The 25,116-nt window shown below is 63.6% G+C and carries 18 protein-coding genes; 7 read left to right on the forward strand and 11 right to left on the reverse strand.

The window, feature by feature from the left end; translation table 11 throughout:
- Positions 1-20: 20 nt before the first annotated feature.
- From P3C50_RS13915 to P3C50_RS13945, 7 genes are all read left to right on the forward strand, one after another.
- Entirely contained in the window at positions 21-1,961 is a 1,941-nt protein-coding gene (locus P3C50_RS13915; protein WP_275546454.1) for a type VI secretion system Vgr family protein, read from the forward strand.
- Positions 1,961-2,392, forward strand: a complete 432-nt coding sequence (locus tag P3C50_RS13920) for a DcrB-related protein (protein WP_275546455.1) — start codon at positions 1,961-1,963, stop codon at positions 2,390-2,392. The genes P3C50_RS13915 and P3C50_RS13920 overlap by 1 nt, the downstream gene beginning before the upstream one ends.
- 6 nt (positions 2,393-2,398) lie before the next feature.
- A complete protein-coding gene (locus P3C50_RS13925) occupies positions 2,399-6,913 on the forward strand; it encodes an RHS repeat-associated core domain-containing protein (RefSeq protein ID WP_275546456.1) in 4,515 nt (1,504 codons plus the stop codon).
- The gene (locus tag P3C50_RS13930) at positions 6,903-7,331 is read left to right on the forward strand and encodes a hypothetical protein (protein WP_275546457.1); all 429 of its coding nucleotides are present in this window, start codon (positions 6,903-6,905) and stop codon (positions 7,329-7,331) included. The genes P3C50_RS13925 and P3C50_RS13930 overlap by 11 nt, the downstream gene beginning before the upstream one ends.
- Before the next feature lie 276 nt (positions 7,332-7,607).
- A complete protein-coding gene (locus tag P3C50_RS13935) occupies positions 7,608-12,062 on the forward strand; it encodes an RHS repeat-associated core domain-containing protein (protein WP_275546458.1) in 4,455 nt (1,484 codons plus the stop codon).
- A 16-nt stretch (positions 12,063-12,078) separates the two neighbouring features.
- A complete protein-coding gene (locus tag P3C50_RS13940) occupies positions 12,079-12,543 on the forward strand; it encodes an SMI1/KNR4 family protein (RefSeq protein ID WP_275546459.1) in 465 nt (154 codons plus the stop codon).
- A gap of 117 nt (positions 12,544-12,660) precedes the next feature.
- Positions 12,661-13,026 carry a hypothetical protein gene (locus P3C50_RS13945; protein WP_275546460.1) on the forward strand — a complete coding sequence of 122 codons (366 nt, stop codon included), beginning with the start codon at positions 12,661-12,663 and terminating at the stop codon, positions 13,024-13,026.
- A 316-nt stretch (positions 13,027-13,342) separates the two neighbouring features.
- Here the strand turns inward: P3C50_RS13945 and P3C50_RS13950 are convergent, their stop codons facing one another.
- The 11 genes from P3C50_RS13950 to glyQ all read right to left on the reverse strand — a co-directional run bounded on the left by P3C50_RS13950 (position 13,343) and on the right by glyQ (position 24,943).
- Positions 13,343-14,494 carry a GGDEF domain-containing protein gene (locus P3C50_RS13950; protein WP_275546461.1) on the reverse strand — a complete coding sequence of 384 codons (1,152 nt, stop codon included), beginning with the start codon at positions 14,492-14,494 and terminating at the stop codon, positions 13,343-13,345.
- A gap of 68 nt (positions 14,495-14,562) precedes the next feature.
- A complete protein-coding gene (locus P3C50_RS13955; protein ID WP_275546462.1) occupies positions 14,563-15,495 on the reverse strand; it encodes a phosphatidate cytidylyltransferase in 933 nt (310 codons plus the stop codon).
- Position 15,496: 1 nt separating this feature from the next.
- On the reverse strand, positions 15,497-16,117 hold the full coding sequence (locus P3C50_RS13960) for a lysophospholipid acyltransferase family protein (protein WP_197858736.1): 621 nt from the start codon (positions 16,115-16,117) through the stop codon (positions 15,497-15,499).
- A gap of 9 nt (positions 16,118-16,126) precedes the next feature.
- Entirely contained in the window at positions 16,127-16,561 is a 435-nt protein-coding gene (locus P3C50_RS13965) for a hypothetical protein (protein WP_275546463.1), read from the reverse strand.
- On the reverse strand, positions 16,551-17,888 hold the full coding sequence (locus P3C50_RS13970) for a phosphatase PAP2/dual specificity phosphatase family protein (protein WP_275546464.1): 1,338 nt from the start codon (positions 17,886-17,888) through the stop codon (positions 16,551-16,553). Before P3C50_RS13970 ends, P3C50_RS13965 begins: the two co-directional genes overlap by 11 nt.
- Positions 17,888-19,642: a bifunctional alpha/beta hydrolase/class I SAM-dependent methyltransferase gene (locus P3C50_RS13975; RefSeq protein WP_275546465.1), complete on the reverse strand. Its 1,755-nt coding sequence runs from the start codon at positions 19,640-19,642 to the stop codon at positions 17,888-17,890. Before P3C50_RS13975 ends, P3C50_RS13970 begins: the two co-directional genes overlap by 1 nt.
- 25 nt (positions 19,643-19,667) lie before the next feature.
- Entirely contained in the window at positions 19,668-20,273 is a 606-nt protein-coding gene (locus P3C50_RS13980) for a CDP-alcohol phosphatidyltransferase family protein (RefSeq protein ID WP_275546466.1), read from the reverse strand.
- Positions 20,274-20,550: 277 nt separating this feature from the next.
- A complete protein-coding gene (locus tag P3C50_RS13985) occupies positions 20,551-21,318 on the reverse strand; it encodes a lysophospholipid acyltransferase family protein (RefSeq protein WP_197858741.1) in 768 nt (255 codons plus the stop codon).
- 13 nt (positions 21,319-21,331) lie between these two features.
- Positions 21,332-21,862 (reverse strand): D-glycero-beta-D-manno-heptose 1,7-bisphosphate 7-phosphatase, encoded by a 531-nt coding sequence (gene gmhB, locus P3C50_RS13990; protein WP_197858742.1) that lies wholly within the window; start codon positions 21,860-21,862, stop codon positions 21,332-21,334.
- A gap of 82 nt (positions 21,863-21,944) precedes the next feature.
- On the reverse strand, positions 21,945-23,999 hold the full coding sequence (gene glyS / locus P3C50_RS13995; protein ID WP_275546467.1) for a glycine--tRNA ligase subunit beta: 2,055 nt from the start codon (positions 23,997-23,999) through the stop codon (positions 21,945-21,947).
- Positions 23,996-24,943 carry a glycine--tRNA ligase subunit alpha gene (gene glyQ / locus P3C50_RS14000; protein WP_197858744.1) on the reverse strand — a complete coding sequence of 316 codons (948 nt, stop codon included), beginning with the start codon at positions 24,941-24,943 and terminating at the stop codon, positions 23,996-23,998. The genes glyS and glyQ overlap by 4 nt, the downstream gene beginning before the upstream one ends.
- Between the last annotated feature and the right edge of the window lie 173 nt (positions 24,944-25,116).

Consider the following 25,116-nt stretch of genomic DNA (forward strand, 5'->3'; position numbering starts at 1 on the left):
GCAGGCCGGAACCCCGACCTATGTTCTTCGCCCAATCTTCCCGCTTTGCCCGCATCACCAGCCCGCTCGGGCCGGACGCCCTGCTGCTGCGCTCGATGCACGGCAGCGACGAGCTGGGCCGTCTGTTCGAGTACGAGCTGCAACTGGTGTCCCACGATGCCAACCTCGATCTCAACCAGTTGCTTGGCAAGCCGCTGACGCTCTCCGTGCAGCAGCATGGCGGCGGCGACCGGCATTTCCATGGCATCGTCGCCGCCTGCGGGCAGAGCGTCGACCGTGGCCAGTTCGCGGCTTATCGGGTCACCCTGCGGCCCTGGCTGTGGCTGCTCAGCCGTACCTCCGACTGCCGCATCTTCCAGCACATGAACGTGCCGCAGATCATCAAGCAGGTGTTCCGCGACCTGGGTTTCTCCGATTTCGAAGACGCACTCAGTCGCCCCTATCGCGAGTGGGAGTACTGCGTGCAGTACCGCGAAACCAGCTTCGACTTCGTCAGCCGGCTGATGGAGAAGGAGGGCATCTACTACTACTTCCGCCACGAGGCCGATCGCCATGTGCTGGTGCTGGCCGATGCCTACGGCGCCCATGTGCCGGCCCCCGGCTACGCCAGCGTGCCCTACTACCCGCCTGATGGGCAGCACCGCGAGCGCGACCACATCAACGACTGGCAGCTGGCCCAGCACGTGCAGCCGGGTTCGATGGAACTCAACGACTACGACTTCCAGCGCCCCAGCGCGCGCATCGACGTGCGCTCGGTTATGCCGCGCCAGCACAGTGCCGGCGACTATCCGTTGTACGACTATCCGGGCGCCTACGTGCAGAGCAGCGACGGCGAGCAGTACGCGCGCAATCGCATCGAGGCGCTGCAGAGTCTGCACGAGCGCGTCGAGCTCGGCGGCAGCGTGCGCGGCATCGCCTCGGGCAACCTGTTCAGCCTCACCGGCTTCGGTCGCGCCGACCAGAACCGTGAATATCTGGTGGTCTGCGCGCGTTATCACGTCCTGCAGGAGTCCCTGGAGAGTGGCAGTGGCGGCGGTGGCCAGTTCGAGTGCCAGCTCACCTGCACCGACGCCCAGCAGACCTTCCGCCCGCTGTGCGGCACGCCCAAGCCAATGGTGCAGGGGCCGCAGACCGCCGTGGTGGTCGGCCCCGCCGGCGAGGAGATCTGGACCGACCAGTACGGCCGGGTCAAGGTGCACTTCCACTGGGACCGCCACGACCAGTCCAACGAGAACAGCTCCTGCTGGATTCGCGTCTCGCAGAACTGGGCCGGCAAGAACTGGGGCGCCATCCAGATTCCACGCATCGGCCAGGAGGTCATCGTCAGCTTCCTCGAAGGCGACCCCGACCAGCCGATCATCACCGGTCGGGTCTACAACGCCGAGCAGACCGTGCCCTACGACCTGCCCGCCAACGCTACCCAGAGCGGCATCAAGAGCCGCTCCAGCAAGGGCGGCACGCCGGCCAACTTCAACGAAATCCGCATGGAGGACAAGAAGGGCGCCGAGCAGTTGTACATCCACGCCGAGCGCAACCAGGACATCGTCGTCGAGGTGGATGAAACCCACTCGGTGGGCAACAACCGGGTCAAGAGCATCGGCATGAACGAGACTGTCACCATCGGCAACAACCGCCTGCGTGCGGTGAAACTAGATGACGTGCTGCTGGTGGGCTCGACCAAGACCGACAGCATCAGCCAGAGCTACCTCATCGAGGTCGGCCAGAACCTGCGCCTGGTCTGTGGCAAGAGCATCCTCGAACTCAACGCCAGCGGCCAGATCAACCTCAGCGGCGTGGCGATCAACTTCCACGCCAGCGGCGACGCGGAATTCAACACAGGCGGCGTGCTCAACCTGAACATCGGCGGCGGCCCTGGCGCCACGCCCGATGGCCAGGGTGATCAGGGCAGCATCGATGCGGCCGTCAAATCCCTGTTCGGGCAAGAGAAAGGAAACTCCTGATGAGCTACACCACCCAAGAGCTGAGCCTGCAACTGCCCACCGAAGAGGTTCAGGACGGCACCATCAATATCCTGCGTTTCCCTGCCCTGGGCACCTCGCTGGTGATCACCCGCGGCAATCTGGGAGCACACGAAACCCTGCGCAGCCACTTCGAGGATCAGCTCGGCAAGCTGGCCAAGCAGCTCAAGGAAATGAAGACCAGCCCGATCAGCGATACCCGCGTCGGTCTGTCCGGCGACATCGAAGCCGTGGAGCTGCGCAACCAGTTCATCAAGGGCACCGAACAGGTGTACCAGTTCCAGCTTGGAGTCAAACCCGCCGAGGGCCGCATCATGTCGCTGAGCTACGTGAAGCCGCAGCCGATGGGCGAGGCCGAGGCCAGCCACTGGGAAAGCATCAAGTGTTCGCTGGTACTCAACGGAGCGGGATAAGCGTCGATGTCCGACCTGTTCTGGGCCGCCCGGCTCGGCGACGATCTTGAACACAGCTCGGTCTTCGCTGACGTTCTCAGTGGCGTGCTGGAGGTGGCCGCCTATGCCGCCGCCGGCGCTGCGCTGGTAGCTGCCACCGGCCTGACCGTGGCCACCGGCGGTATTGCCGGTTGTGTGCTGGGCTTCGCCGCCAGCGTCGTGGTCGGCGTCGGCATGAACCTCACCGGTCTGGACAAGGCCGTCACCAGCGTCTGTGACGGTCTGGCCAACGCCATCTTCCCGCCCAGCCCGCAAGCCAAGATCTCCAGCGGCGCCAGCAAGACCCAAACCAACGGCCTGCCGTCGGCCCGCGCGGCCGGCAAATTGGGCGCGGTGGCGCCGCCGTCAGGCACTGAGCTGGAGAAGCCGCCAGAGCCCAGCTATCTGGACATGGCCAGTAGCTTCTTCAGTGAGTTGTGGAACCCTACCGTAGAGAATCCGGCGCCAGGTGCCATCCCCTGCCCGCTGGACACCATCCTCTGCGAGAAACACCCGCCCATGCCGCTGCAACTGCTGGCCGAAGGCTCCAGCAAGGTCAGCATCGAAGGGCAACCGGCAGTGCGCAGTGGTGACCGCGCCACCTGCGAAGCCAAGGTGGTGGCCGCTGGCAAGATATCCTCCAACGTACGCATCGGTGGCGAATCCGTGGTGGTACGGCCGATTCGCAGCGGCAAGACGCCCGGTGTTGGCCTGGCCCTGAGCGTACTGATGGCGCTGCGTGGCAACCCGCGCAAGTTGCTGAGCAACCTGCCATGCCTGGCCATGGGCATGGTTAATGGCTTTGTCGTCGATCAGGTGGCCGGTGCGGTGACCCGCTCCATCACCGGCGCTCCCAACCCGGTGCATGCCGCCACTGGCGCCAAGGTTCTCAACGGCCTCGATGACCTCGACTGCGTGCTGCCAGCTCTGCTGCCCGTTGAATGGCAGCGCTTTTATTGCAGCCGCGATGAACGCCAGGACGGCCTGTTCGGGCCGGGCTGGAGCGTTGCCTATGAAGTGTCGGTGACGCTCATCAGCAATGCCGCCGGCACGCGCAGTTTCATCTACACCGATGAACAAGGCCGACGCATCGACCTCGGCTGGCTGGAGCCCGGCGACGCGGCCTATGGCCCGGGAGAAGGTCTCAATCTGCGCCGTGATGCCCGCAGCGGAGCGTTGCTGATCGAGAACGACAATGGCCTTTACCGGCTTTTCGAGGCGGCCCCCGATAATCCCCGGATGATGCGCCTGAGCAAGCTGGGTGACCGCAACGACAATCGCCTGCTGCTCGAATACGACGTCCAGGGTCGGTTGGCGGCCATCCGTGACCGTGACGCCGCGCTGCGTGTGGAGCTGTGCTACGACACTGTGCACCCCGCGCGTCTGGCGCGGCTGGAACGCTGCCACGCCGATGGCCGGCGGCAGTTGCTGGCGGCCTACGGCTATACCGAGCAGGGGTGGTTACGTGAGGTGGTTGACGCCAATGGCCAGGTCAAACGCCGCTTTGCCTATGATGACAAGGCCCGTCTGACCGCACACCAGACTCCCACGGGCCATGGCTGCTTCTATCACTGGGGCGAATTCAACGAGGTGGGTACGGTTCAGTCTCGAGTCGTGCGTCACTGGACCAGCGAAGGCGAAGAATACCTCTTCGACTATGACATCGAGGCTGGTATCACGCGTGTCCAAGACGGGCTCGGGCGTACTCGCGAGCACTGCTGGGACCGGCAATACCAGGTCACCCGTTTTACCGATCCGCTGGGTCAGAGCTGGGCTTTCGACTGGAACGACGAGCGCCAGCTGATCGCTGCCACTTCCCCGCAGGGCGCGCGCTGGCAATACGACTATGACGAGTCCGGCAACCTCTGCGGCTGTACCGATCCGCTGGGTCGCCGTGACTGCATCGAATTTCTCGGCCACTGGGCCCTGCCAGTCTGCGAAACCGATGCTGCCGGCAACGCCTGGCAATATCGCTACGACGCGCGGGGCAACTGTCAGGAAGAGATCGATCCGCTGGGCCATAGCACCCGCTATCGCTATGACGACGGTGGTCTGCCGGTAGAAATCATCGACGCTTCCGGTAACCGCCAGACCCTGCGCTGGAACGCGTTCGGCCAGCTCATCGAGCAGGTCGACTGTTCCGGTTATCCCACCCGCTTCGCCTATGACGAGTGCGGCAATCTGGTACAGGTCACCGATGCCCTCGGCGAGATCACCCGGTATCAGCACGACGCCCAGGGCCGACTGCTGCAGAGGCAACTGCCGGATGGCCGCAGCGAACAGTTCATCCGCGATCCGGGTGGGCAGGTCCAGGCGTATCAGGACCCGGCCGGAAAGGGGCTGCGTTATCACTATGACCGCAGAGGCCGGGTGACCGCCGTTCTGGGGCCGCAGGGTAGCCAGATCACCTATACCTACGACAGCTATGGCAGGTTGCAGAGTCTTACCAACGAGAACGGCGAGCCCTATCGTTTCAGATGGGACGACAATGACCGGCTGAGCATTCGCCATGGGCTCGACGGCACGGCCCGCCACTATCGCTACGATGCAGACGGTTATCTGAGTGCCGTGGCTTACACGCCCGCTGCGATCGCCAGTGGGGACGTAGCGCCCATCGTCCACGATTTGCAGCGTGATGCTGTCGGCAGGCTGATGTGCAAAACCACTGGCGACGGGAAGACGCGATTCCAGTACGACGCCCTTGACAACCCGACCGAGGTGCGTTTCACCGACGATACCGATAACGTTCAGGTGCTCAACTTCGCCTACGACCAGCTCGGCAGGCTGGCACAGGAAAGCGGCGCAAGCGGTACGTTGCATCACCGCTACGATGCGCTGGACAACCTGACCGAAACCCTTCTGCCGGACGGTCGGCGCATCAGGCGCTTGTACTACGGCAGCGGTCATCTGCAGATGCTCAATCTCGATGATCACGAGGTCAGCCATTTCGAACGCGACCGGCTGCACCGCGAAGTGCTCCGCAGCCAAGGTCGCCTGACCACCCGCAGCAGTTATGACCGTGCCGGACGCCTGAGCGGGCGCCGCCGCCATGGCGCGGGGCAGCCGGTGCAGCTGCCGGCCCAGGCGGAGCAGCGTTATGACTATGATGCCAGCGACAACCTGATCGGCCGTCTGGACCATGACCCCCAGGCGGGGCGTCACCAGCGGCACGGCCTGCATTACGATGCTCGTGGCCGCATCGTTTCCCGGCAGGATCTGCTCAGCGGGCATCTGGAAACCTTTGCCTACGATGCCGCGGCCAACCTGCTGCCAGGCGCGCAGCAGGATGCGACCGTGGTTCGCCATGATCAGTTGCTCGTCTATCAGGACAAGCGTTACCGTTATGACGCCTTTGGGCGGGTGATTGAAAAGCGCAGCGCCGCACGGCAGTTGCAACGCCTGTTCTACGACGATGAACATCGCCTCGTGGAAGTGCGTAATGCCGATGGCAGCCGGGTACGCATGCAGTACGACCCTCTCGGTCGGCGCACGCAGAAGAAGCACTTTCACGCCCAGGGTCACCTGCTCAGTGAAAGCCGTTTCATCTGGGATGGCCTGCGCCTGCTGGGCGAGCAGAGCAATGGCCGGCACAGCCTGTACCTGTACGACGGCAGCGGCCACGAGCCACTGGCCCGAGTTGACGGGGAAGGTCCGCACGCACAGCTGCACTATTACCACAACGACCCCAATGGCCTGCCCCAGCAACTGACCGACGAACATGGCCGCTGCACTTGGCAAGCCAGCTACCAGGTCTGGGGCAACACCCTGAGTGAGCAACGCCAGGATGCTCACCTCACAGAGCAGAACCTGCGTTTTCAAGGCCAGTACCTTGATCGGGAAACAGGCCTGCACTACAACACGTTTCGCTTTTACGATCCGGATATCGGTCGCTTCCTCAGCCCCGATCCAATCGGCTTGGCCGGCGGCACCAACCAGTACCAGTACGCACCCAACCCAGTCGGATGGGCCGACCCGCTGGGGCTGACGTGCCAGAAGTCGAACCTGCATCAACGTGGCCACAGGCCGGGTCCCGGCGAGCGCAGCCTGACCCGTCAGCAATACAAGAGAATGGTGTCGCAGACGCGCCAACAGGGCGGTGCCTTGCATGCGCAGTTGCAATCACGCCTGCAACACTCGGACTATGTCTACCGTGCAACGAACTACCGGACGCTGAAGTACTACCGCGATGCGGGGCGTATCAACCGTGATGCTTACATGACCTTCGATAATCCGGGCCTGGACCCGAAGGTCAGCATGGACAAGAGCCAGGTATTCGATCACTGGGGCCAGCACGAAGTGGTGCTGAAGATACCCGCTTCACAGGTCATCGACGCCCGCGTCCCAAGGCCGTTGGGAGACTCTCACCCGATCGGCTGGGAGCCTGTGACCGAGGCCTATCCGGCCGCCGGTTCAGGTGGCAACAGCCAGTTCCTTGCACAGACCTCAACCTGGGACGAGTCCTGGGTCATCCCCATGAATGGAGCGCCGCCAAGTGGACCCTGATCAACTCAGCCTGCTCTTGCAGGCTCGCCGCGCCGAGCGAATCACTCAGGACGAGGTGACCGCCTGGGTCGATGCTCACGCCGATGCAGCCAGCAGCCAGCTCAAACGGACCACCTACCTGAAGCTGCGCCGCGGTGACCCGCAGCCGGCATTTCTCGAATGCCTGGCGGCCTGTCATAGCTGCGCAAAGGTCTACCAGGCCGGTGAGTTTCGCGACTATCACGACTTCGAGCAGTGCGACGGCCGCCTGCGTAGCGCGTCGGGCGTCTTTACACCCGTGCCGGCACCCGCGTGGTACACGGCACCGGCCAACGTCCTGGGCGGCGAAGTGCTCTATCAATGCCAGCAATGTGAGGCCATCTGGAGGCTCATCCTGCCCGAACGGGCACAGCGAGGCAGCTGGTGTCGGGTCGGCTAGCCATTGCCCGGCAGAGCCTCGATTTGCCCTGGATTGTTGATATTTCCATACGAAATCGTAACCGCTTCACAAACCCCACCTGCTCATAGCTGGCCGAGCACTGAATACCGAGCTCTCGTAGTTGGAGCTTGTCACCAGGACGCGTCCACGGCACCCAAAGGAAGGAAACGCCCGATGAGCTACACCATTCAAGAAGCAAGCAGCGATCCCAAGGCCCCGTTCGCCAAGTTGGCGAAACAGATCAAGCACAGCCTCAGCCTCAACGGATGATCTGCGATGTCTGATGCGCTCTGGGCCGCCCGGCTCGGCGACGATCTGCTGCACACCACATTGCTCGCCGACATAGTCGGCGGCGTGCTGGAAGTGGCTGCCTATGCCGCCATCACCGCCGTGGCCTGTGCCGCCGTGGTCGCCGCCACCGGCCTGACCGTCCTCACCTTTGGTCTCGGTGGCTTTGCCCTCGCTGCAGTAGTAGGTATCGCCGTGGGGGTCGGCATGAACAAAACCGGCTGGGACAAGGGTCTTACGACCCTCTGCGAAGGCCTGGGCAATGCCATCTCCCCGCCCAATGTTCAGGCCAAGATCGTTACCGGCGCCAACAAGACCAAAACCAACGGCCTGCCTTCCGCGCGCGCCGCTGGCAAGCTGGGCAGCGCCGCTGCGCCGGCAGGCACCGAGCTGGAGCAGGCACCACCCGCCGAGGAGCCTGAGCCCAGCTTTCTCGACATGGCCAAGAGCTTCTTCAGTGAGATGTGGCAGCCGACGGTTGCCCAGCCGGCACCTGGCGTCATCCCCTGCCCGCTGGATGCCATCGAGTGCAAGAAGCACCCGCCGATGCCGGTGCAACTGCTGGCCGAAGGATCGATCAAGGTCAGCATCGAAGGCCAGCCGGCGGTGCGCAGTGGTGATCGCAGCACCTGCGAAGCCACGGTGGTGGAAAGCGGCAACATCTCGCCGAACGTGCGCATCGGTGGTGACGCCGTGGTGGTGCAGCCGATTCGCAGCGGCAAGACCCCCGGCATCGGCCTGGCCCTGGGCGTGCTCATGGCGCTGCGTGGTAACCCGCGCAAGCTGTGCAGCAAGCTGCCCTGCCTGGTCGCCGGTTTCGCCGGCAACATGGCCATGGGCGGTGCGACCGCCTATGCCACCAACTCCATCGTCAACGCTCTTGGTTCGGCCAGCAGCGGTGCACCCAACCCGGTGCACGCCAGCACCGGGGCCAAGGTGCTTGGCGAAGACGACGACCTCGACTTCGTCCTGCCGGGGCTGATGCCCATCGAGTGGCAGCGCTTCTACAGCAGTCGTGACGGGCGTCGTGACGGTTTGCTGGGGGCTGGCTGGAGCCTGCCGTTCGAGATCGCCGTGCAGGTACGCGCCCATCCGGAGGGTGGCGAAGCGCTGACCTATATCGACGAGCAGGGCCGCCCTATCGAGATCGGCAGCCTGCCGCCGGGCGATGCCTGCTACAGCCCGGGTGAAGGCCTGAACTTCCGCCGCGATGAAAGCGGCGCGCTGCTGGTGGAAAGCGTCGATGGTCTCTACCGCCTGTTCGAGCCTCTGCCTGAAGCGCCGCATCGGCTGCGCCTGAGCAAGCTGGGTGATCGCAACGACAACCGCCTGCTGCTCGAATACGACTCCGCTGGCCGGCTGTCTGCCGTGCGTGATGGCCATAACCAGCTGGGCATCGAACTGATTGCCGACGCCCGCCACCCGCAGCGCCTTGGCCGGGTCGAGCGCCTGTTCGCCGATGAGCGGCGCGAGGTGCTGGTCGCCTACGCCTATGACGCACAGGGCGATCTCAGTGAAGTCCGCGACGACAAGGGCCAATTGCTGCGTCGCTTCGTCTACGACAGCGGCCGCCGTCTGATCGAGCATCGGCGTCCCACAGGCCTGCGCTGCTTCTACGAATGGGGCGAGTTTCAGGGTGCCGATGGCCGCGAATGGCGGGTGACACGGCACTGGACCGCCGACGGCGACGAATACCATCTGCATTACGATCTGGATGCGGGCATCACCCGGGTCATTGACGGCCTTGGTCGCACCAGCGAACGCCACTGGAACAGCCAGTACCAGATCACCCGCTATCACGATGCCCTCGGCCAGCTCTGGCTGTTCGAATGGAATGACGAGCGCCAGCTGCTGGCCGCCGTCGCTCCGGACGGCGCGCGTTGGCAATTCGCCTATGATGAATCCGGCAACCTTTGCGAAACCCACGACCCGCTGGGGCGTCGCGACTTCACCCAGTGGCTTGGCCACTGGTCGCTGCCGGAAGCCGAGACCGACGCTGCCGGCAATGCCTGGCAGTACCGCTACGACAAGCGCGGCAACTGCATCGCCGAGATCGACCCGCTGGGCCATGTCACCCGCTATCGCTACGACACCAGCGGTCTGCCGGTGGAAATCATCGACGCTAGCGGCAAGCGCAAGACCCTGCGCTGGAACGCCCTCGGCCAGCTCACCGAACAGGTCGACTGCTCCGGCTACCCCACGCGCTTCGCCTACGACGAGCGCGGCAACCTGGTGCAGATCACCGATGCCCTCGGCGAGATCACCCGCTACCACTACGACAGCCAGGGGCGCTTGCTGCAGACGCAACTGGCTGATGGCCGTTGCGAGGAGTTTCAACGCGACGCCATCGGCCAGCTCAGCGCCTACCTCGATCCTGCCGGCAAGCCCGTGCGCTATCGCTATGACCGCCGTGGTCAGGTTCGCCAGCGCATCGATGCCCTGGGCCGCAGCGTCGGCTTCGAATACGACGCCTATGGTCGCCTGCTCGCCCTGAGCAACGAGAACGACGAACGCTACCGCTTCACCTGGGACGTGCTCGACCGCCTCACCGCCCAGCACGATCTAGACGACAGCGCTCGGCATTACCGCTATGACCCGCAGGGCAACCTCATTGCCCTGGCCTATACCCCAGCCCCATACGGCACGGGCCTGGGCAGTGTCCCCGAGACGCCGCCGGCGCCGATCATCCACCGCTTCGAGCGCGATGCCGCTGGCCGGATGATCGCCAAGCACACCGAAGACGGTCGCACCGAATACAGCTATGACCCGCTCGATCGCCTGACGGGGGTCGACCTCACTGCGGCTGATGGTCAGATGCAGTCGCTGGCCTTCGCCTACGACGCCCTTGGCCAGTTGCTCAGCGAGCAGAGCGCCGCCGGCGCCCTGCAGCATGCCTACGATGAGCTCGGCAACCTGCTGGAAACGCAACTGCCTGACCAGCGCCGTATCCGCCGCCTGTACTACGGCAGCGGTCACCTGCAGTTGCTCAACCTGGATGATCAACTGGTCAGCCGCTTCGAGCGTGACCGTCTGCATCGCGAGGTGCTGCGCACCCAGGGGCAGCTCGTTACCCGTAGCCAGTACGACCGAACCGGACGCCTCACCGCACGCCTGCGTCGGCGCCTGGAGCAACCCGTGCAGCTGCCGGCCGAAGCCGAGCGGCGCTACGCCTTTGATCCCAGCGACAACCTGATCGGCCGCCTCGACCGCGACCCGGCCAGCCAGCGCGAACAGAAGCAGCAGCTGCACTACGATGCCAGCGGGCGCATCATCGCCAGCCAGGACCTGATTCGCGGCAATCTGGAAACCTACAGCTACGACGCGGCTGCCAACCTGCTGCACCCGGTTGGTGGCGATGCTGCCAGCAGCGGCTGGGTGCGCCACAACAAACTGCTCACCTACCAGGACAAGCGCTACCGCTACGACGCCTTTGGCCGCCTGGTGGAAAAACGCAGCGGCCGTCACCAGGTGCAGCGCCTGAGCTACGACGCCGAACACCGCGTGCGGGAAGTCACCAACAACGACGGCAGCCGCGTGGTCATGCACTACGACCCGCTCGGCCGGCGTATCGGCAAAAGCCACTACGATGCCCACGGCGTGCTGCTCGGCCAGACCGACTTCACCTGGGACGGCATGCGCCTGCTCAGCGAGACCCGCAACGGTCGACATAGCCTTTACCTCTACGACGAAGGCAGCTACGACCCGCTGGCGCGCGTCGACGGCCAGGGCGAACACGCCCGCCTGCGCTATTACCACACCGATCCAAACGGGTTACCGCAGCAACTCACTGAAGACGACGGCCGCTGCATCTGGCAGGCCCGCTACCAGGTCTGGGGCAACACCCTGGCCGAACAGCAGGAAAGCTTCTTTGTCGAAGAGCAGAACCTGCGCTTCCAGGGCCAGTACCTGGACCGCGAAACCGGGCTGCACTACAACACCTTCAGGTTCTACGATCCGGATATCGGAAGGTTTATCAGCCCGGATCCGATTGGGTTGGCGGGTGGGATCAACCTGTTCCAGTACGCACCGGAGCCGTATGGGTGGGTGGATCCGTGGGGGTGGGCCCTCACAGGGGTAGACTTTACTGGGAGTAGTGATTTATTCCCCACAGTCGGCTCACAAAAGAATATTGTGGTTATCAAAATGCAGGGAAGTCGCGGGCGCGATTTCACTCAAGCATTTAAAGAGGCTGGTATTTCTAAGAAAGCGGCAACGGGTTACACCTGGCACCATGTTGATGACTTTAACCCGAAAACTGGTACCACCACGATGCAATTGGTTAAGACCTCTGCTCATGAGGCAACATTCCCTCATGCAGGGTCTGTGTCCCAGTATGAAAAAAATTTCAAGGTAAAGTACGAAAGCGCTGAAGCAATTTTGGTATCTTCAAAGAAAGGATGGCTTGCTAATAAGATTCCTAGATCTAAAGTCGGGCGTTGTTGATAAGTGAGGGTTGGTCATGAATGAAAATATTTTCTCTAATACTGAAGCTTCAGTCGATCTGGCGCAGCTGAATAGTTTTGAAGCTAAGGTTGGAAAAAAATTGCCTGATGAGTTTAGGACTCATTATCTTAAATATAATGGTGGCGTTCCTGATCGCACGTATTGGGTTGGTGCGGAAATTGAAGAGCCTTTAGAGGTCGCATCTTTCAAGCCAATTTCCGATTCTCCATCGAATCTGCTATCAACTTACCTTTCAATGAGAGATAAACAGGTGATTCCTGAGAATCTACTTCCCTTTGCTAACGACTGGGGGGGGAATTATTTTTGCCTAAATGTAGACTCTGGGCTGGTTAGCTATTTTACGACTGATAATTTTTACGCCGAGCTCAGCTTTGAAGAGAATCAAAAAAAATCAGAAACGGTAATTTGTTCCAGTTTTACTAATTTTGTCCAAGGACTAGTCCATGAGGAGGACTTGTAAGGAAGTTAGACACAAACCTCTTCAGAGTATCGGTGCTCTTGCGTAACACCAAATGCGGCGCACAGATAGTGCAGTAGAGTATCAAAATTTGGAGATAAAAAAGCTTATTCTTGAAGCATGAGTGATCTAGTTAAAAATAAAAAACGACTATTCGATGGTGCTGAAAGCGATTTCTATGTGTTCAGCTCAATGTTAGATGTGCCAGATTTCGGACCAGTGCTCTTCGATAACCAGCAGGTCCAGTATTTATCGGAACTCGGTGAGCGGCAGGCAGATGCGCTGGTAGGTCTGATTCCTGGCGCAAGAAAACATATGGATTTTCCGGGCGATACGCCCGCGTATAAGCAAGGAAATCTTGCTCTGTACGTACAATGCGTTAATGGTCGAGACGCCAATCGTTCGGTACTTATCGTCGTAGCGGCAGGAGAGGCGCAACCTGCGCGATTCGTGATCGATCTATGTGGCGTGTTTGTGGACGAGTAAAGCTGCCTTCTAATTAGCGTCAGGCTCAGATCATGGTTTTTCGCGAGTGCCGCTATGGCAAAAGGCTTACATGCCGAAGCGCAACGGACCTCTCCCGCCGCGTCCGTGGGCTGGTTAATCTACTCACACCTACCGGGAACTGGATGTCCCGAGTCACGGAAGACAGACCGCGCCAGGAAGGCAAACGACAGGATGTCGGAAGGTCTTAAAAAACCCGCTTCGGCGGGTTTTTTGTTGCCTGCAGAAAAGCCGGGCGACGCTGAACGCTGGTAGCCAGGCATGACTCAGGTCTGCCCGTAAATCCGAGCCCCTCCTATCAGTCCGCCGTGGCCAGAACCTGTGTATTACGCCCGGCGTGCTTGGCGCGATAGAGCGCGGTGTCGGCCTTGAGCAGCATGGCGGTGATGTCATCGGCGACGGAGCTGCTGCTGCCGTAAACACCGGCGCTAAAGCTCAAGGCGATGTGCCTGTCGTCAATCTGTGCCGGGTGCTGGGTCAGGGATTGGCGAAGCTGATCGACCAGCTCCAGCGCGCCGCTGGCGTCGGTGCCGGGCAGGATCAGCAGGAATTCCTCACCACCATAACGGCCGATGCTGTCATTACGCCGCAGCCGTTGCTGCAGATGGTCCGCGCAGTGCCTGAGCACGTCATCGCCGACCAGATGGCCGTGGCTGTCGTTGATCTGCTTGAAGTGGTCCAGATCGAGCATGGCGATGGACAGCGGCGTGTGCTGGCGGCGGGCTCGCTCCAGCTCATCGCTGAGTTGTTCGAGTATCGCCAGGCGATTGGGCAATCCGGTAAGCGTGTCGCGCAGGGCGGTCTGGCGCAGCTCCGATTCGATGCGCTCGCGCGACAGCAGCACCAGGCCGAAGGAGAACATGATGATGGTGGCGGCGCCGAGGGCGACCGATACCGTCTGCTTCAGGTTGCTGACGTCGTAGTGCATCTCCGCCGGCGCGCCGCTGAGGATGACCACCACGCGGATGCCCAGGCCGAACAGGCTGATGCCTGCACCGATCATCAGAATTCGGTGGGCGCGCCCGCCGAGCACGGCATGGAGGCGGCTCAGGTGCAGAATCACCAGACATTGGCTGAACAGCAGCAGGCAGGCCACCAGTTGTCGGGGTTCCTGGGTCTCGATCAGCAGGCTGAGCAGCACACCCAGAAGCAGCGGGAAGGCAAAGGCCAGCCGCCAGGGCGGGCGCCGGCCGTGGATCAGCGGCAGGCTGACCGTATAGAACGCCAGCGCGGTGGACAGCAGCGTGTTGGCCAGCACATAGGTCAGCCACATCGAGGCCAGCCCGAACAGGGTAAAGCCGATGTAGGCCAGCGCATGGGAGAGCATGCCCAATCCGGTGGTGAGCATGCCGTCGCGGTGACGCAGCTGGCCGACCAGGATCAGACAACTGCCCATGATCACGGCGACCAGTGCGACGGCTCCGAACAGTGTCTGGGTGTGGGCGATCATGTCAGCCTTCTTGTTCTCTGGCTTGAGTTGACTCTAGTGCAATCCACAATCCCCGTGCTGGCCTAGGCTCAGGCCCACCAGTAACGCACCATATGGAAGAACACCGGTGCGGCGAAGCACACCGAGTCGAGACGGTCGAGCATACCGCCGTGGCCCTCGATCATATGGCCCCAGTCCTTCACGCCGCGGTCGCGCTTGATCGCCGACATCACCAGGCCGCCGGCGAAGCCGAGCAGGCACACCAGCAGGGCGAACAGCGCGGCCTGCCAGAAGGCGAAGGGGGTGATCCAGCACAGGGTGGCGCCGATCAGCGTTGCCAGGGCCACGCCGCCGATAAAGCCTTCCACGGTTTTCGACGGTGACAGGTTGGGCGCGATCTTATGCTTGCCGAACAGCTTGCCGCATACGTACTGCAGCACGTCGGAGAGCTGCACAACGATGATCAGCCAGGCGATCAGCAGCAGGTTGCGCCCCTCGTAGCCGGGGATGTCCAGGGTCAGCAGCGCCGGTACCGAGGAGATGCAGTACACGGCGATCATCAAGCCCCATTGCACCTTGGCCGCGCGTTCGAGGTAGCGCGTGGTATCACCGCCCAGCGAGGCGAGGATCGGCAGCAGCAGGAACAGATAGACCGGGATGAAGATAGCGAACAGGCCGTACCAATCCAGGGCGATCAGCAGGTACTGCATCGGCAGGGCGAAATAGAAGGCCGCGACCAGCGCCGGATAGTCGCTGCGCCGGGTCGGTGTCAGCGTCATGAATTCGCGCAGGGCGTAGAAGGACACGAAGTAGAACAGCACGACCACGCCAATGTTGCCGAACAGGAAGGCGATGCCGATTACCAGCACCATCACCCACCAGGCGTTGATCCGCGCGTTGAGGTTGTCCACCACCGGGTTGGGTCGGTCGCCACTGCGTCGCTTGAGGACGAAGCCGACCAGGCTGGCCAGCAGGAGCAGGGCACCGATACCGGCGAACAGCAGTAAAGTGTTGTTATCCATCTCAGGCCTCCTCGGGTGCCAGGGCCAGCAGGGCGTTACGCGCGCGTTCCAGGAAGGCGTCTTTGCCCTCGCCCTCGATGCGCTCCAGCGCTGCGCCGAAACTCAGGGTGCACAGTAGAGGCAGCGGCAGCGCGCGGCCCTTAGGCATCACCCGATTCAGGTTGGCGATCCACACCGGTACCAGCTCCACGTCGGGGCGCGCCTGGGCCAGGTGATAGAGACCACTCTTGAACGGCAGCAGCGGCTCGTCGCCGAGGTTGCGCGTGCCCTCGGGGAAGATGATCAGCGAGTCGCCGCCATCCAGCGCATCGAGCATCGCCTGCAGTGGGTTGGCGCCTTCCTTGCGCTCGCGGTCGACCAGCACGCCGTTGAATACGTTATTGATCAGGAAGCTGCGTACGCCCGGCTTCTGCCAGTAGTCGGCGCCGGCCACCGGCCGGGTGCGCTTGCGCAGCTCCGGCGGCAGCGATGCCCAGAGCAGGACGAAATCGCCATGGCTGCTGTGGTTGGCGTAGTACAGGCGTTGCGTCGCCTGCGCGGTGCTGCCGAGCCACAGGGCTCGGGCACCGGTCAGCAGGCGAGCTGCCGAGGTGATGGCGAAAGCGGTCAATGCAGCGAGCATGGCGACTCCTTAAGCGAAAACGATGAAGATTCCGAGCACAACGATTGCGACCTGCAGCAGCAGACACAGCGCCTGTTTGCGCAGCAGGCCGAGCGCACCCTGAGCTCGCAGGCTCCAATCGCGGCCAGCCTGCTGCGCATTCTGCAGGCCCAGATTCTGTAGCGCCTGATCCAGCGCATGAGTCTGGCTGTCGAGCTGTTCGCCGGATTCGGCCAGGCGCTGAAACAGTTCGGCATCCAGCGCCACGCGCAGCGCCCAGTATTTCTCGGCCAGGCCGGCAATCAGCAGCGCTGCGCAGATGAGCGCCATCATCAGGCTTGCCGGGGCGCCGAGCCAAGGCGCCAGGCCGAAGACCACGGCGACCAGACTCAGCGCGCCGGAAAATTGGTCGAGGCTGCGCCCGCGTCGTAGCAGCGCGGCGACCAGCAGCAGATCAGCCTGCATGGGCGACCTCCAGTTCAGCGCCCACGTCGAGCATGGCCTGCAGCGCAGCCAGATGCTGCGGGCCGAGCACGACCTGTGGCCGCGCCTGGCGGATCAGCTCTACGGCGGACTCGACGCTCTGGCAGCGGCCGCTATGTAGCAGCCAGGCGGCCACGGCTGTGGCACTGCGCGAATAACCCAGGGCGCAGCACACCAACAGCGGGCCGCTCTGGCGCAGGCGTTCGATGGCCTCGGCGGCGCGCTGGCAGGTCAGCGCATCGGGCGCCACCAGGTCCAGCGAGGGCAGGCTGCAGTAGGCGCTCGGTGTGTGCAGCAGCGGCAGTTCGGCGCACAGATCGACCACGGCGGCGTAGCCATCGAGATCACCCGGGCCCGGCAGGCGGCCGAGGTCGATGCCCTCCACGACCTGGCTCGGCGCTGGCTGGCGGTATGTCCATAGCCTTGAATTGATCCAGGCACCGAGCAGATAGGGTGCGAGCAACACCGTCGCGGCCGGGCTGAGGCGCCCGTCGGCCTGCTTCTGGAAGCCGCCAGCGCCGAACAGCAGGTAGTTGAGCGCGACCATGACCAGGGCAACGAACGGCCAGAACAGCCACAGCCAGGCGCCGCCCAGCTTGACTGCCAGCACGGCGCATAGCGTTGCGCCAAGCCCATAGCGCAGCGCCAGGCGCCAACGCCGGGGATCGCTGGCCAGGCACATCTGCTTCAGCGGCGTATCGCCCTGCAGCGGCAGCAGCCACAGGCAGAAGAAGCCCGCCAGCGCCCCGGTGGGCAGGTCGATGAAGTGATGCTGCCAAGTAGTCAGCACGGAGATGCCGATCAGCGCCATCCACCCGTGCAGCAGGCCACGCCAGAACAGCCCGCGGGTGTGATTGGCGAACATCGCCCAGATGATCACCAGCAGGGTGATATGCAGCGAAGGCGCCTGGTTGAAGGGTTTGTCGAAGCCCATCAGTACGTCGAACATCAGGCCGAAGGTGCCGTCCAGCGGCGGCCGCTCGAAGGTGAAGCGCAGCGGCCAGAGCAGGAAGCAGGCCACGCAGATGACCTGCGCAGCGAGCAGGCGCAGGGCGTGGCGATCCATTTCGCGGCGGCAGGCTGGCAGCAGGAAGGACAGGCCGTAGAGCAGGTCGATCGACCAGTACGGCACGATGGTCCAGGGCCAGAGCGGGATCTGTGGCTCCCAGGCGAAGACCAGGCTGCCGACATCATCGCGCTGCCCAGTGAACCAGTTGGCGAAGCCGTAGCTGGCGAAGAACAGCGGGCCGAGCAACAGCAGCCAGAGTACGCCGCGCTTGTACAATCCCTGTTCGCGCGTGTTGTCCATCACTTCACCCGTTGGGCAAGGGATACGCTGAAGATACCCCACTGGTCGATGCGCTGCGCCACCTTGCGAAAGCCCGCCGCTTCCACCAGCTGATCCATCTCCGCCTGGCTGCGCCGGCGCATCACCCAGGCCTGACCATCGCGGTGGCTGGTCAGGGCGCGGGCGATCAGCTCCAGTTGCGGGTGCCAGGGCTGGCCGGTGTAGACCAGATAACCACCCTCCTCGACCGCTGCGGCCAGCCCGGCCAGCGAATCGCTGACCATCTGGTTGCTGCCGAACAGTTCATACAGGCCGGACACCACCGCCAGGGTCGGCTTGGGATCCAGCGCAGCGAGATCGTCACGGTCGAAGGCATCGCCTTTGACGAAGCGGGCGATGTCGCCCAGGCCCTTCTGCTCGATCAGCGCATTGCCGTCACGCACGTTGATGTCGCTATAGTCGCGCAGCAGGATCGAATCGGGGCGCTGCTGCTGGCCCTCCAGCGATTCGAGGATGTAGCGGCCGTGGCCGGCGGCGATATCGACGATGCGCACCGCCCTGCCCGTCTCGCGCAGCCGGGCCATGGCCAGGCGCAACAACTCTTCGGCGTGCAGCTTGCGTTGGCGGATGCCACGCCAGCCGATGGAATCCAGGTAGTTCGCATCGATCAGCCGGCCCAGTGCGCCCTTGCCGGTCGGTTGGTTGCGGTAGACATAATCGAGCGTACTGCCGGAATCGAAGCCGGTGTCGAAGCCCAGTTTCACCCCGGCCGACAGCGTGCTGCCCAGGCGCATGCCGGCACGGGTGGCGCGCCAGTAGAGGTCGCGCAGCGAGTTTCTCGGCAGTGGCGCGGCCAGTTCCTCGGCTTCGGCGCAGGTGGCGCCCAGGCGATCAGCATCGAGCAGCGAGGGGCGCGTCACCGGCTCCTCGAAGTTGCGCAGGATGAAACGCCGCGCGCGGCTCAGGGCATGGGCGCGGTCGCGCTCGCCAAGAGTGTCGTGGAAGAAGCCGGGCAGCAGGTGCTTTTCCTTGCGCAGGCTGCCGAGGCGCTCGAAGAAGTCTTCCTGCGGTTTGCGATGGACGACGAAGTCGGCGCCGGAGATCAGCAGCTGGGTCGGAACCTGAATCGCCTGAGCGTCGGCGACGACGCGCTCGGCCGCCTCGTACAGGCCGAGCAGCATGGTCACCGAGATTGGCCGGGCGATCAGCGCGTCGTTTTCGAAAGAGGCGATGCGCTCGGGATCGTGGCTGAGGAACCTCGCCTTCACGTAGCTGTTGACGAAGAAATTGCCGCGCCAGGCATGCAGCAGTTTCAGGCCGGGTCGGGCGAAGGGCACGTAGAGCTTGACCTTGAAGGCCGGCGAGGCGAGCACCAGGCAGCGCACCTTGGGCGCGTAGTCATGGGCCCAGGTGGAGACGATCACCGCGCCGACGCTCTGCGCCACCACCGCCAGGTCCTCTTCGGCGATGCCGTGTTGCGCGCCGATATGCTCGATAAAGGTCTGCACGTCGCGCACGCTGGTGGCGAAGCTCGGGCTGTCGCCGCGCGCGCCAGGCGAGAGGCCATGGCCACGGGCATCCCAGGCGAAGAAGTCGCAGTGCGGCAGCTCCAGCTCGTCCACCAGATGGGCCATGCGCCCGCCATGCTCATGGCCGCGATGGAACAGCACCACCGCCTGGCGAGAGCCGTCTGCGGGCACCGTCGCCGGCCAGTGGCGATAGCTCAGCTCGACGCCGTCGTGGGTGGCAAAGGTATGCAGTTGGACGGGGCGCATGGAATCTCCTTATTCCTTGAATGGGTCAGGCCGTTTCGGCCAGCCCGAGGCGAACGCGGTTGTAGAGGGTATAGAGCAGCAGGGCGAGGATCAGCGCCAGCGCCAGGTTGATCCACAAGACAGGCAGCAGGCCCGTGGCGACGCCTGCACCGATCACACCGAAGCAGAAGGCGCGGTCGCTCTTGCCCATCGGCCCGTCATAGCGGCGGGAGGCGCCGACCATGGGCCCGAGCACGCCGGCGTATTCGCTGATCACGGCCATCACCACCACCAGGACCACCAGCAGCGGCGAGACGCCAGGCAGCAGGGCGAAGGGCAGATACAGGGCGCTGTCGGCAATCACGTCGCAGAGCTCGTTGAGGTAGGCGCCGAGCTTCGACTGCTGGCCGAACTCGCGCGCGAGCATGCCGTCGACGGCATTGAGCGCCATGCGCAGCAGCATCCACACAGGAGTCAGTGCGAACAGCCAGATGATATGGCTAAAGGCGGCGAGCAGGGCGCCGAGCAGCACCGAGACGAGCGCGGCGGCCAGGGTCACCTGGTTGGCGGTGACGCCGCGCGCATACAAACGCTCGACACCGGGGCGCAGCAGGTTCTGGAAGGCGGGTTTGAGCTGGTAGATCGACGGCATGGCAGTGAATTCCCTTTACTGATCCAATCATCGGCCATCGTCGCGAGCGAGACTGTGCGCGCGTCGAGGCTTATATCAATGCGTGCCGGGGGCTGATGCGTTCTGGCATACGTACCTCGGCGGAGGTGAGCCCCGTTGGGTTCTCGACAGAAGCGCCACGCGACAACTTATACCCTGTTGAGGATTTTTCCTAGCACGGCTATTTCGCCTTAAAAATCAGCTAGATAAAATCAGTGATGGCGCTTTGATTGTATTTGATGCACAGCTTATCCACAGATCAGGCCATTTCGCCCAGGCGGCTCAGCTGAGGCTCTTCACCGCGCAGTTCGGTCTGCTGCTGGCAGACCCACTGGAAGGCGCGCTCGTTGAGTTCGGCAATGGCACGAGGCCCCTCGCCTTCGGCATACATCGGTGCGCCGATGATCACTTCGATGGTGCCCGAGCGCTTGCCCCAGCCGGCCTTGGGCCAGAATTCGCCGGCGTTGTGCGCGATGGGCAGCACTGGCAGGCCGGCATTCACCGCCAGTGCCGTGCCGCCACGGGAGAACTTGCCGATCTGCCCCGGTGGAATGCGCGTGCCTTCGGGAAACACCAGCACCCAGGCGCCCTGCTTGAGGCGCTCATCGCCCTGCTTGGCCAGTTGCTTGAGCGCAGCCTTGGGGTTGCTGCGGTCAATGGCGATGGGCTTGAGCAGCGCCATGCCCCAGCCAAAGAACGGCACGCGTAGCAACTCGCGCTTGACCACCTGGCTGAGTGGTTCGAAATAGGCGGAGAGGAAGAAGGTCTCCCAGGTGCTCTGGTGGTTGGCGAGGATCACGCAGGGGCGCTGCGGGATATTCTCCAACCCGCGCACTTCATAGCGGATGCCGACGATCACCCTGGCCAGCCACACCGCGCAGCTGCACCAGGCCTGGACGACGAAGCGGTAGCGTTGGCGGAACGGCAGCAAGGGGGCGACCACCAGGCTGATCAGGCACCAGAAGAACGAGCTGGACGACAGCAGCAGGTAGAAAAGCGTGACTCTTAAAGCCTGCAGGATCGCCATGAAGCTTCGCACCTTATGAGAGCAGTCGATCGGCGACAGCCGCCAGATCGTCGAATACCAGGGTTCCTGGCGGCAACGGCTTGGCCAGGGTACGTTCGCCCTTGCCGGTTTTTACCAGCACAGGCTGACAATCGACGGCCAGTGCAGCCTGCAGGTCACCGCTGCTGTCGCCGACGAACCAGATTCCTTTCAGATCCGTGGCGTAGTGCGCAGCGATCTGTTCGAGCATGCCAGCCTTTGGCTTGCGGCACTCGCAGCCGTCATCCGGCCCGTGCGGGCAGTGGACGATCAGGCCGATTTCGCCGCCCTGCTCGGCCACCAGCTGGCGCAGGCGCGCGTGCATCGACTCCAGGGTCGCCAGGTCGTAATAGCCACGTGCGATGCCGGACTGGTTGGTGGCCACGGCCACCGTCCAGCCTGCTTGCGACAGGCGTGCAATGGCGGCGATCGACGACGGGATCGGAATCCACTCGTCGAGCGCCTTGATATAGGCGTCGGAGTCTTCGTTGATGACACCGTCGCGGTCGAGGATGAGTAACTTCATAGCGGCAAGCTCCAAGCCGCAAGCTACAAGTCAACAGCGGCCTGCTTGCCGCTTGAAGCTTGTAGCTTGCCGCTGCTGTGCGTCAGCCCAGCACCGAGATATCCGCAACGCCGAGGAACAGCCCGCGCAGACGGGCCAGCAGGGCGTAACGGTTGGCGCGCACACGCGCGTCTTCGGCATTGACCAGCACCGCCTCGAAGAAGGCGTCCACCGGCTCGCGCAGGCTGGCCAGCTTGGCCAGCGCCTCGTCGTACTGACGGACGGCGGCCAGCGGTTGTACCGCATGGTCGGCCTGCTGGATGGCAGCGTGCAGGGCGAACTCGCTGGGGTTGTCGAAGTAGTGCGCCTCGACCTGGGCGGCGACGCCACCTTCGGCCTTGCTCAGCAGGTTCGACACGCGCTTGTTGGCGGCGGCCAGGGCAGCGGCCTGCGGCAGCTTGCGAAAGGCCTGTACGGCCTGCACGCGCTGGTCGAAGTCCAGCGGCGAGGTCGGATTGACCGCACGCACGGCCTGGTACACGGCGACTTCAATGCCTTCGTCCTCGTAGCGCGCACGCAGGCGATCGAAGATGAACTCCAGCACCTGGGCGGCCAGGCCGTCGGTCTTGATCTTGCCGGCGTACTGGGCGACGGCGAAGTCGACTGCAGCGGCCAGGTTCAGGTCCAGGCCCTTCTCGATCAGGATGCGCAGCACGCCGAGGGCGGCGCGGCGCAGGGCGTAGGGGTCCTTCGAGCCGGTCGGCAGCATGCCGATGCCGAAGATGCCGACCAGGGTGTCGAGCTTGTCGGCCACGGCCACTGCGGCACCGGTCAGGGTGCTCGGCAGCTCAGCGCCGGCACCGCGCGGCATGTACTGCTCGTTCAGGGCCAGGGCGACATCTTGCGGCTCACCGTCGTTGAGCGCGTAGTAGTAACCGGCGATGCCCTGCATCTCGGGGAATTCGCCGACCATCTCGGTGGCCAGGTCGCATTTGGACAGCAGGCCGGCACGGGCGGCGCGCTGGGCGTCGCCACCGACTTCGCGGGCGATGAAGCCGGCCAGGGCAGAGACGCGCTGGGCCTTGTCGAATACCGAACCGAGCTGGGCCTGAAACACCACGTTGGCCAGGCGCTGGTTGAAGCCTTCGAGCTTCTGCTTCTTGTCCTGCTTGAAGAAGAACTCGGCGTCGGTAAGGCGCGGACGCACGACCTTCTCGTTGCCGGAGACGATCTGCGCCGGGTCCTTGGACTCGACGTTGGCCACTGTGATGAAGCGCGGCAGCAGCTTGCCGTTCGCATCGAGCAGGCAGAAGTACTTCTGGTTGTCCTGCATGGTGCTGATCAGCGCCTCCTGCGGCACTTCGAGGAAACGTTCCTCGAACGAGCAGACCAGCGGCACCGGCCATTCGACCAGGGCGGTGACTTCATCCAGCAGCGCTGGCGGCACGATAGCCGTGCCCTGCTCGGCGGCGGCCAGTTCGTCGACGCGGCGGCTGATGATCTCGCGGCGCTCGGCGAAGTCGGCCAGCACATAGGCGCTGCGCAGGTCTTCGGCGTAGTTCGCCGGGCTGCTGATGCGCACTTCGCGGTTGGCATGGAAGCGATGGCCACGGGACACGCGATCGGCCTTCTGCGCGAGGATTTCGCAGTCGACCACAGCGTCGCCGAACAGCATCACCAGCCACTGGGTCGGGCGCACGAACTCGTCGCGCCGGGCGGCCCAGCGCATGCGCTTGGGAATCGGCAGGTCGTTCAGCGAGTCCTGCACGATGGTCGGCAGCAGCTTCACCGCTGGCTGGCCGGGGATGTGCTGGGCGAAGCGCAGTTTCGGGCCGCTGCGGTCAATCTCGGCGATATCCACCCCGCACTTGCGGGCGAAGCCCAAGGCGGCCTGGGTCGGGTTGCCGTCGGCATCGAAGGCGGCCTGCAGGGGCGGGCCGTCGAGGTTCATGCTGCGGTCGGCCTGTTGTTCTTCGAGTTGCTCGATCAGCACTGCCAGGCGGCGCGGCGCGGCGTATACGCGGCTGGCGGTGTAGCCCAGGCCGGCGGTCTTCAGACCTTTCTCGATGCCTTTGAGGAAGGCCTCACCGAGGCTTTTCAGGGCTTTGGGTGGCAGCTCTTCGGTGCCCAGTTCGACCAGGAAATCTTGTGCACTCATGCTTGCGCCTCCAGCTTGGCCAGTACTTCTTCACGCAGTTCGGGGGTGGCCATGGGGAAGCCGAGCTTGGCGCGTGCCTGCAGGTAGCTCTGCGCTACGGCGCGCGCCAGGGTGCGTACGCGCAGGATGTACTGCTGGCGCGCGGTCACCGAGATGGCGCGGCGGGCGTCGAGCAGGTTGAAGGTGTGCGAGGCCTTGAGCACCATCTCGTAGGTCGGCAGCGGCAGCTCCAACTCGATCAGGCGGTTGGCTTCGCTCTCGTAGAAGTCGAACAGTTCGAACAGCTTCTCGACGTTGGCGTGTTCGAAGTTGTAGGTGGACTGCTCCACCTCGTTCTGATGGAACACGTCGCCGTAGGTCACGGTGCCGAACGGGCCGTCGGTCCAGATCAGGTCGTAGACCGAATCAACGCCCTGCAGGTACATGGCCAGGCGCTCCAGGCCGTAGGTGATCTCGCCGGTCACCGGGTAGCACTCGATGCCACCAACCTGCTGGAAGTAGGTGAACTGGGTGACTTCCATGCCGTTGAGCCAGATTTCCCAGCCCAGGCCCCAGGCGCCGAGGGTCGGCGATTCCCAGTTGTCCTCGACGAAGCGGATGTCGTGCACTTCCGGGTCGAGGCCGATGGCCTTGAGCGAACCCAGGTACAGCTCCTGGAAGTTCTCCGGGTTGGGCTTGAGGACCACCTGGAACTGGTAATAGTGCTGCAGGCGGTTGGGGTTTTCGCCATAGCGGCCATCGGTCGGGCGACGCGAAGGCTGCACGTAGGCGGCGTTCCAGGTCTCCGGGCCGATGGCGCGCAGGAAGGTGGCGGTGTGGAAGGTGCCGGCGCCCACTTCCATGTCGTAGGGTTGCAGCACCACGCAGCCCTGCTCGGCCCAGTAGTTCTGCAGGGCCAGGATCAGGTCCTGGAAGGTGCGCACGGCAGGCTTGTTCTGGCTCACGAAAAAATCACCTGTGGAGGCTTGCGAGGGAAAGCCGGGGAGTATATCGAAACTCGGCGCAGGTCGCAGGGTACGGCTAGCGCGCGCGTGGCTGAGGCAGGAGCGAATTCATTCGCGATGGATAGCACCGCACCGTCCAGATTCGCGGCATTCGTCATGGCTGTATTTATATA

Source organism: Pseudomonas sp. Marseille-Q0931 (assembly GCF_940789645.1).
Lineage (GTDB): Bacteria > Pseudomonadota > Gammaproteobacteria > Pseudomonadales > Pseudomonadaceae > Aquipseudomonas.

Bases quoted from the DNA above. Each gene is read 5' to 3' on its own strand.
- P3C50_RS13915 (WP_275546454.1), top strand. From the start codon at position 21: ATGTTCTTCGCCCAATCTTCCCGCTTTGCCCGCATCACCAGCCCGCTC.
- P3C50_RS13920 (WP_275546455.1), top strand. From the start codon at position 1,961: ATGAGCTACACCACCCAAGAGCTGAGCCTGCAACTGCCCACCGAAGAG.
- P3C50_RS13925 (WP_275546456.1), top strand. From the start codon at position 2,399: ATGTCCGACCTGTTCTGGGCCGCCCGGCTCGGCGACGATCTTGAACAC.
- P3C50_RS13935 (WP_275546458.1), top strand. From the start codon at position 7,608: ATGTCTGATGCGCTCTGGGCCGCCCGGCTCGGCGACGATCTGCTGCAC.
- P3C50_RS13940 (WP_275546459.1), top strand. From the start codon at position 12,079: ATGAATGAAAATATTTTCTCTAATACTGAAGCTTCAGTCGATCTGGCG.
- P3C50_RS13945 (WP_275546460.1), top strand. From the start codon at position 12,661: ATGAGTGATCTAGTTAAAAATAAAAAACGACTATTCGATGGTGCTGAA.
- P3C50_RS13950 (WP_275546461.1), bottom strand. From the start codon at position 14,494: ATGATCGCCCACACCCAGACACTGTTCGGAGCCGTCGCACTGGTCGCC.
- P3C50_RS13955 (WP_275546462.1), bottom strand. From the start codon at position 15,495: ATGGATAACAACACTTTACTGCTGTTCGCCGGTATCGGTGCCCTGCTC.
- P3C50_RS13960 (WP_197858736.1), bottom strand. From the start codon at position 16,117: ATGCTCGCTGCATTGACCGCTTTCGCCATCACCTCGGCAGCTCGCCTG.
- P3C50_RS13965 (WP_275546463.1), bottom strand. From the start codon at position 16,561: ATGCAGGCTGATCTGCTGCTGGTCGCCGCGCTGCTACGACGCGGGCGC.
- P3C50_RS13970 (WP_275546464.1), bottom strand. From the start codon at position 17,888: ATGGACAACACGCGCGAACAGGGATTGTACAAGCGCGGCGTACTCTGG.
- P3C50_RS13975 (WP_275546465.1), bottom strand. From the start codon at position 19,642: ATGCGCCCCGTCCAACTGCATACCTTTGCCACCCACGACGGCGTCGAG.
- P3C50_RS13980 (WP_275546466.1), bottom strand. From the start codon at position 20,273: ATGCCGTCGATCTACCAGCTCAAACCCGCCTTCCAGAACCTGCTGCGC.
- P3C50_RS13985 (WP_197858741.1), bottom strand. From the start codon at position 21,318: ATGGCGATCCTGCAGGCTTTAAGAGTCACGCTTTTCTACCTGCTGCTG.
- gmhB (WP_197858742.1), bottom strand. From the start codon at position 21,862: ATGAAGTTACTCATCCTCGACCGCGACGGTGTCATCAACGAAGACTCC.
- glyS (WP_275546467.1), bottom strand. From the start codon at position 23,999: ATGAGTGCACAAGATTTCCTGGTCGAACTGGGCACCGAAGAGCTGCCA.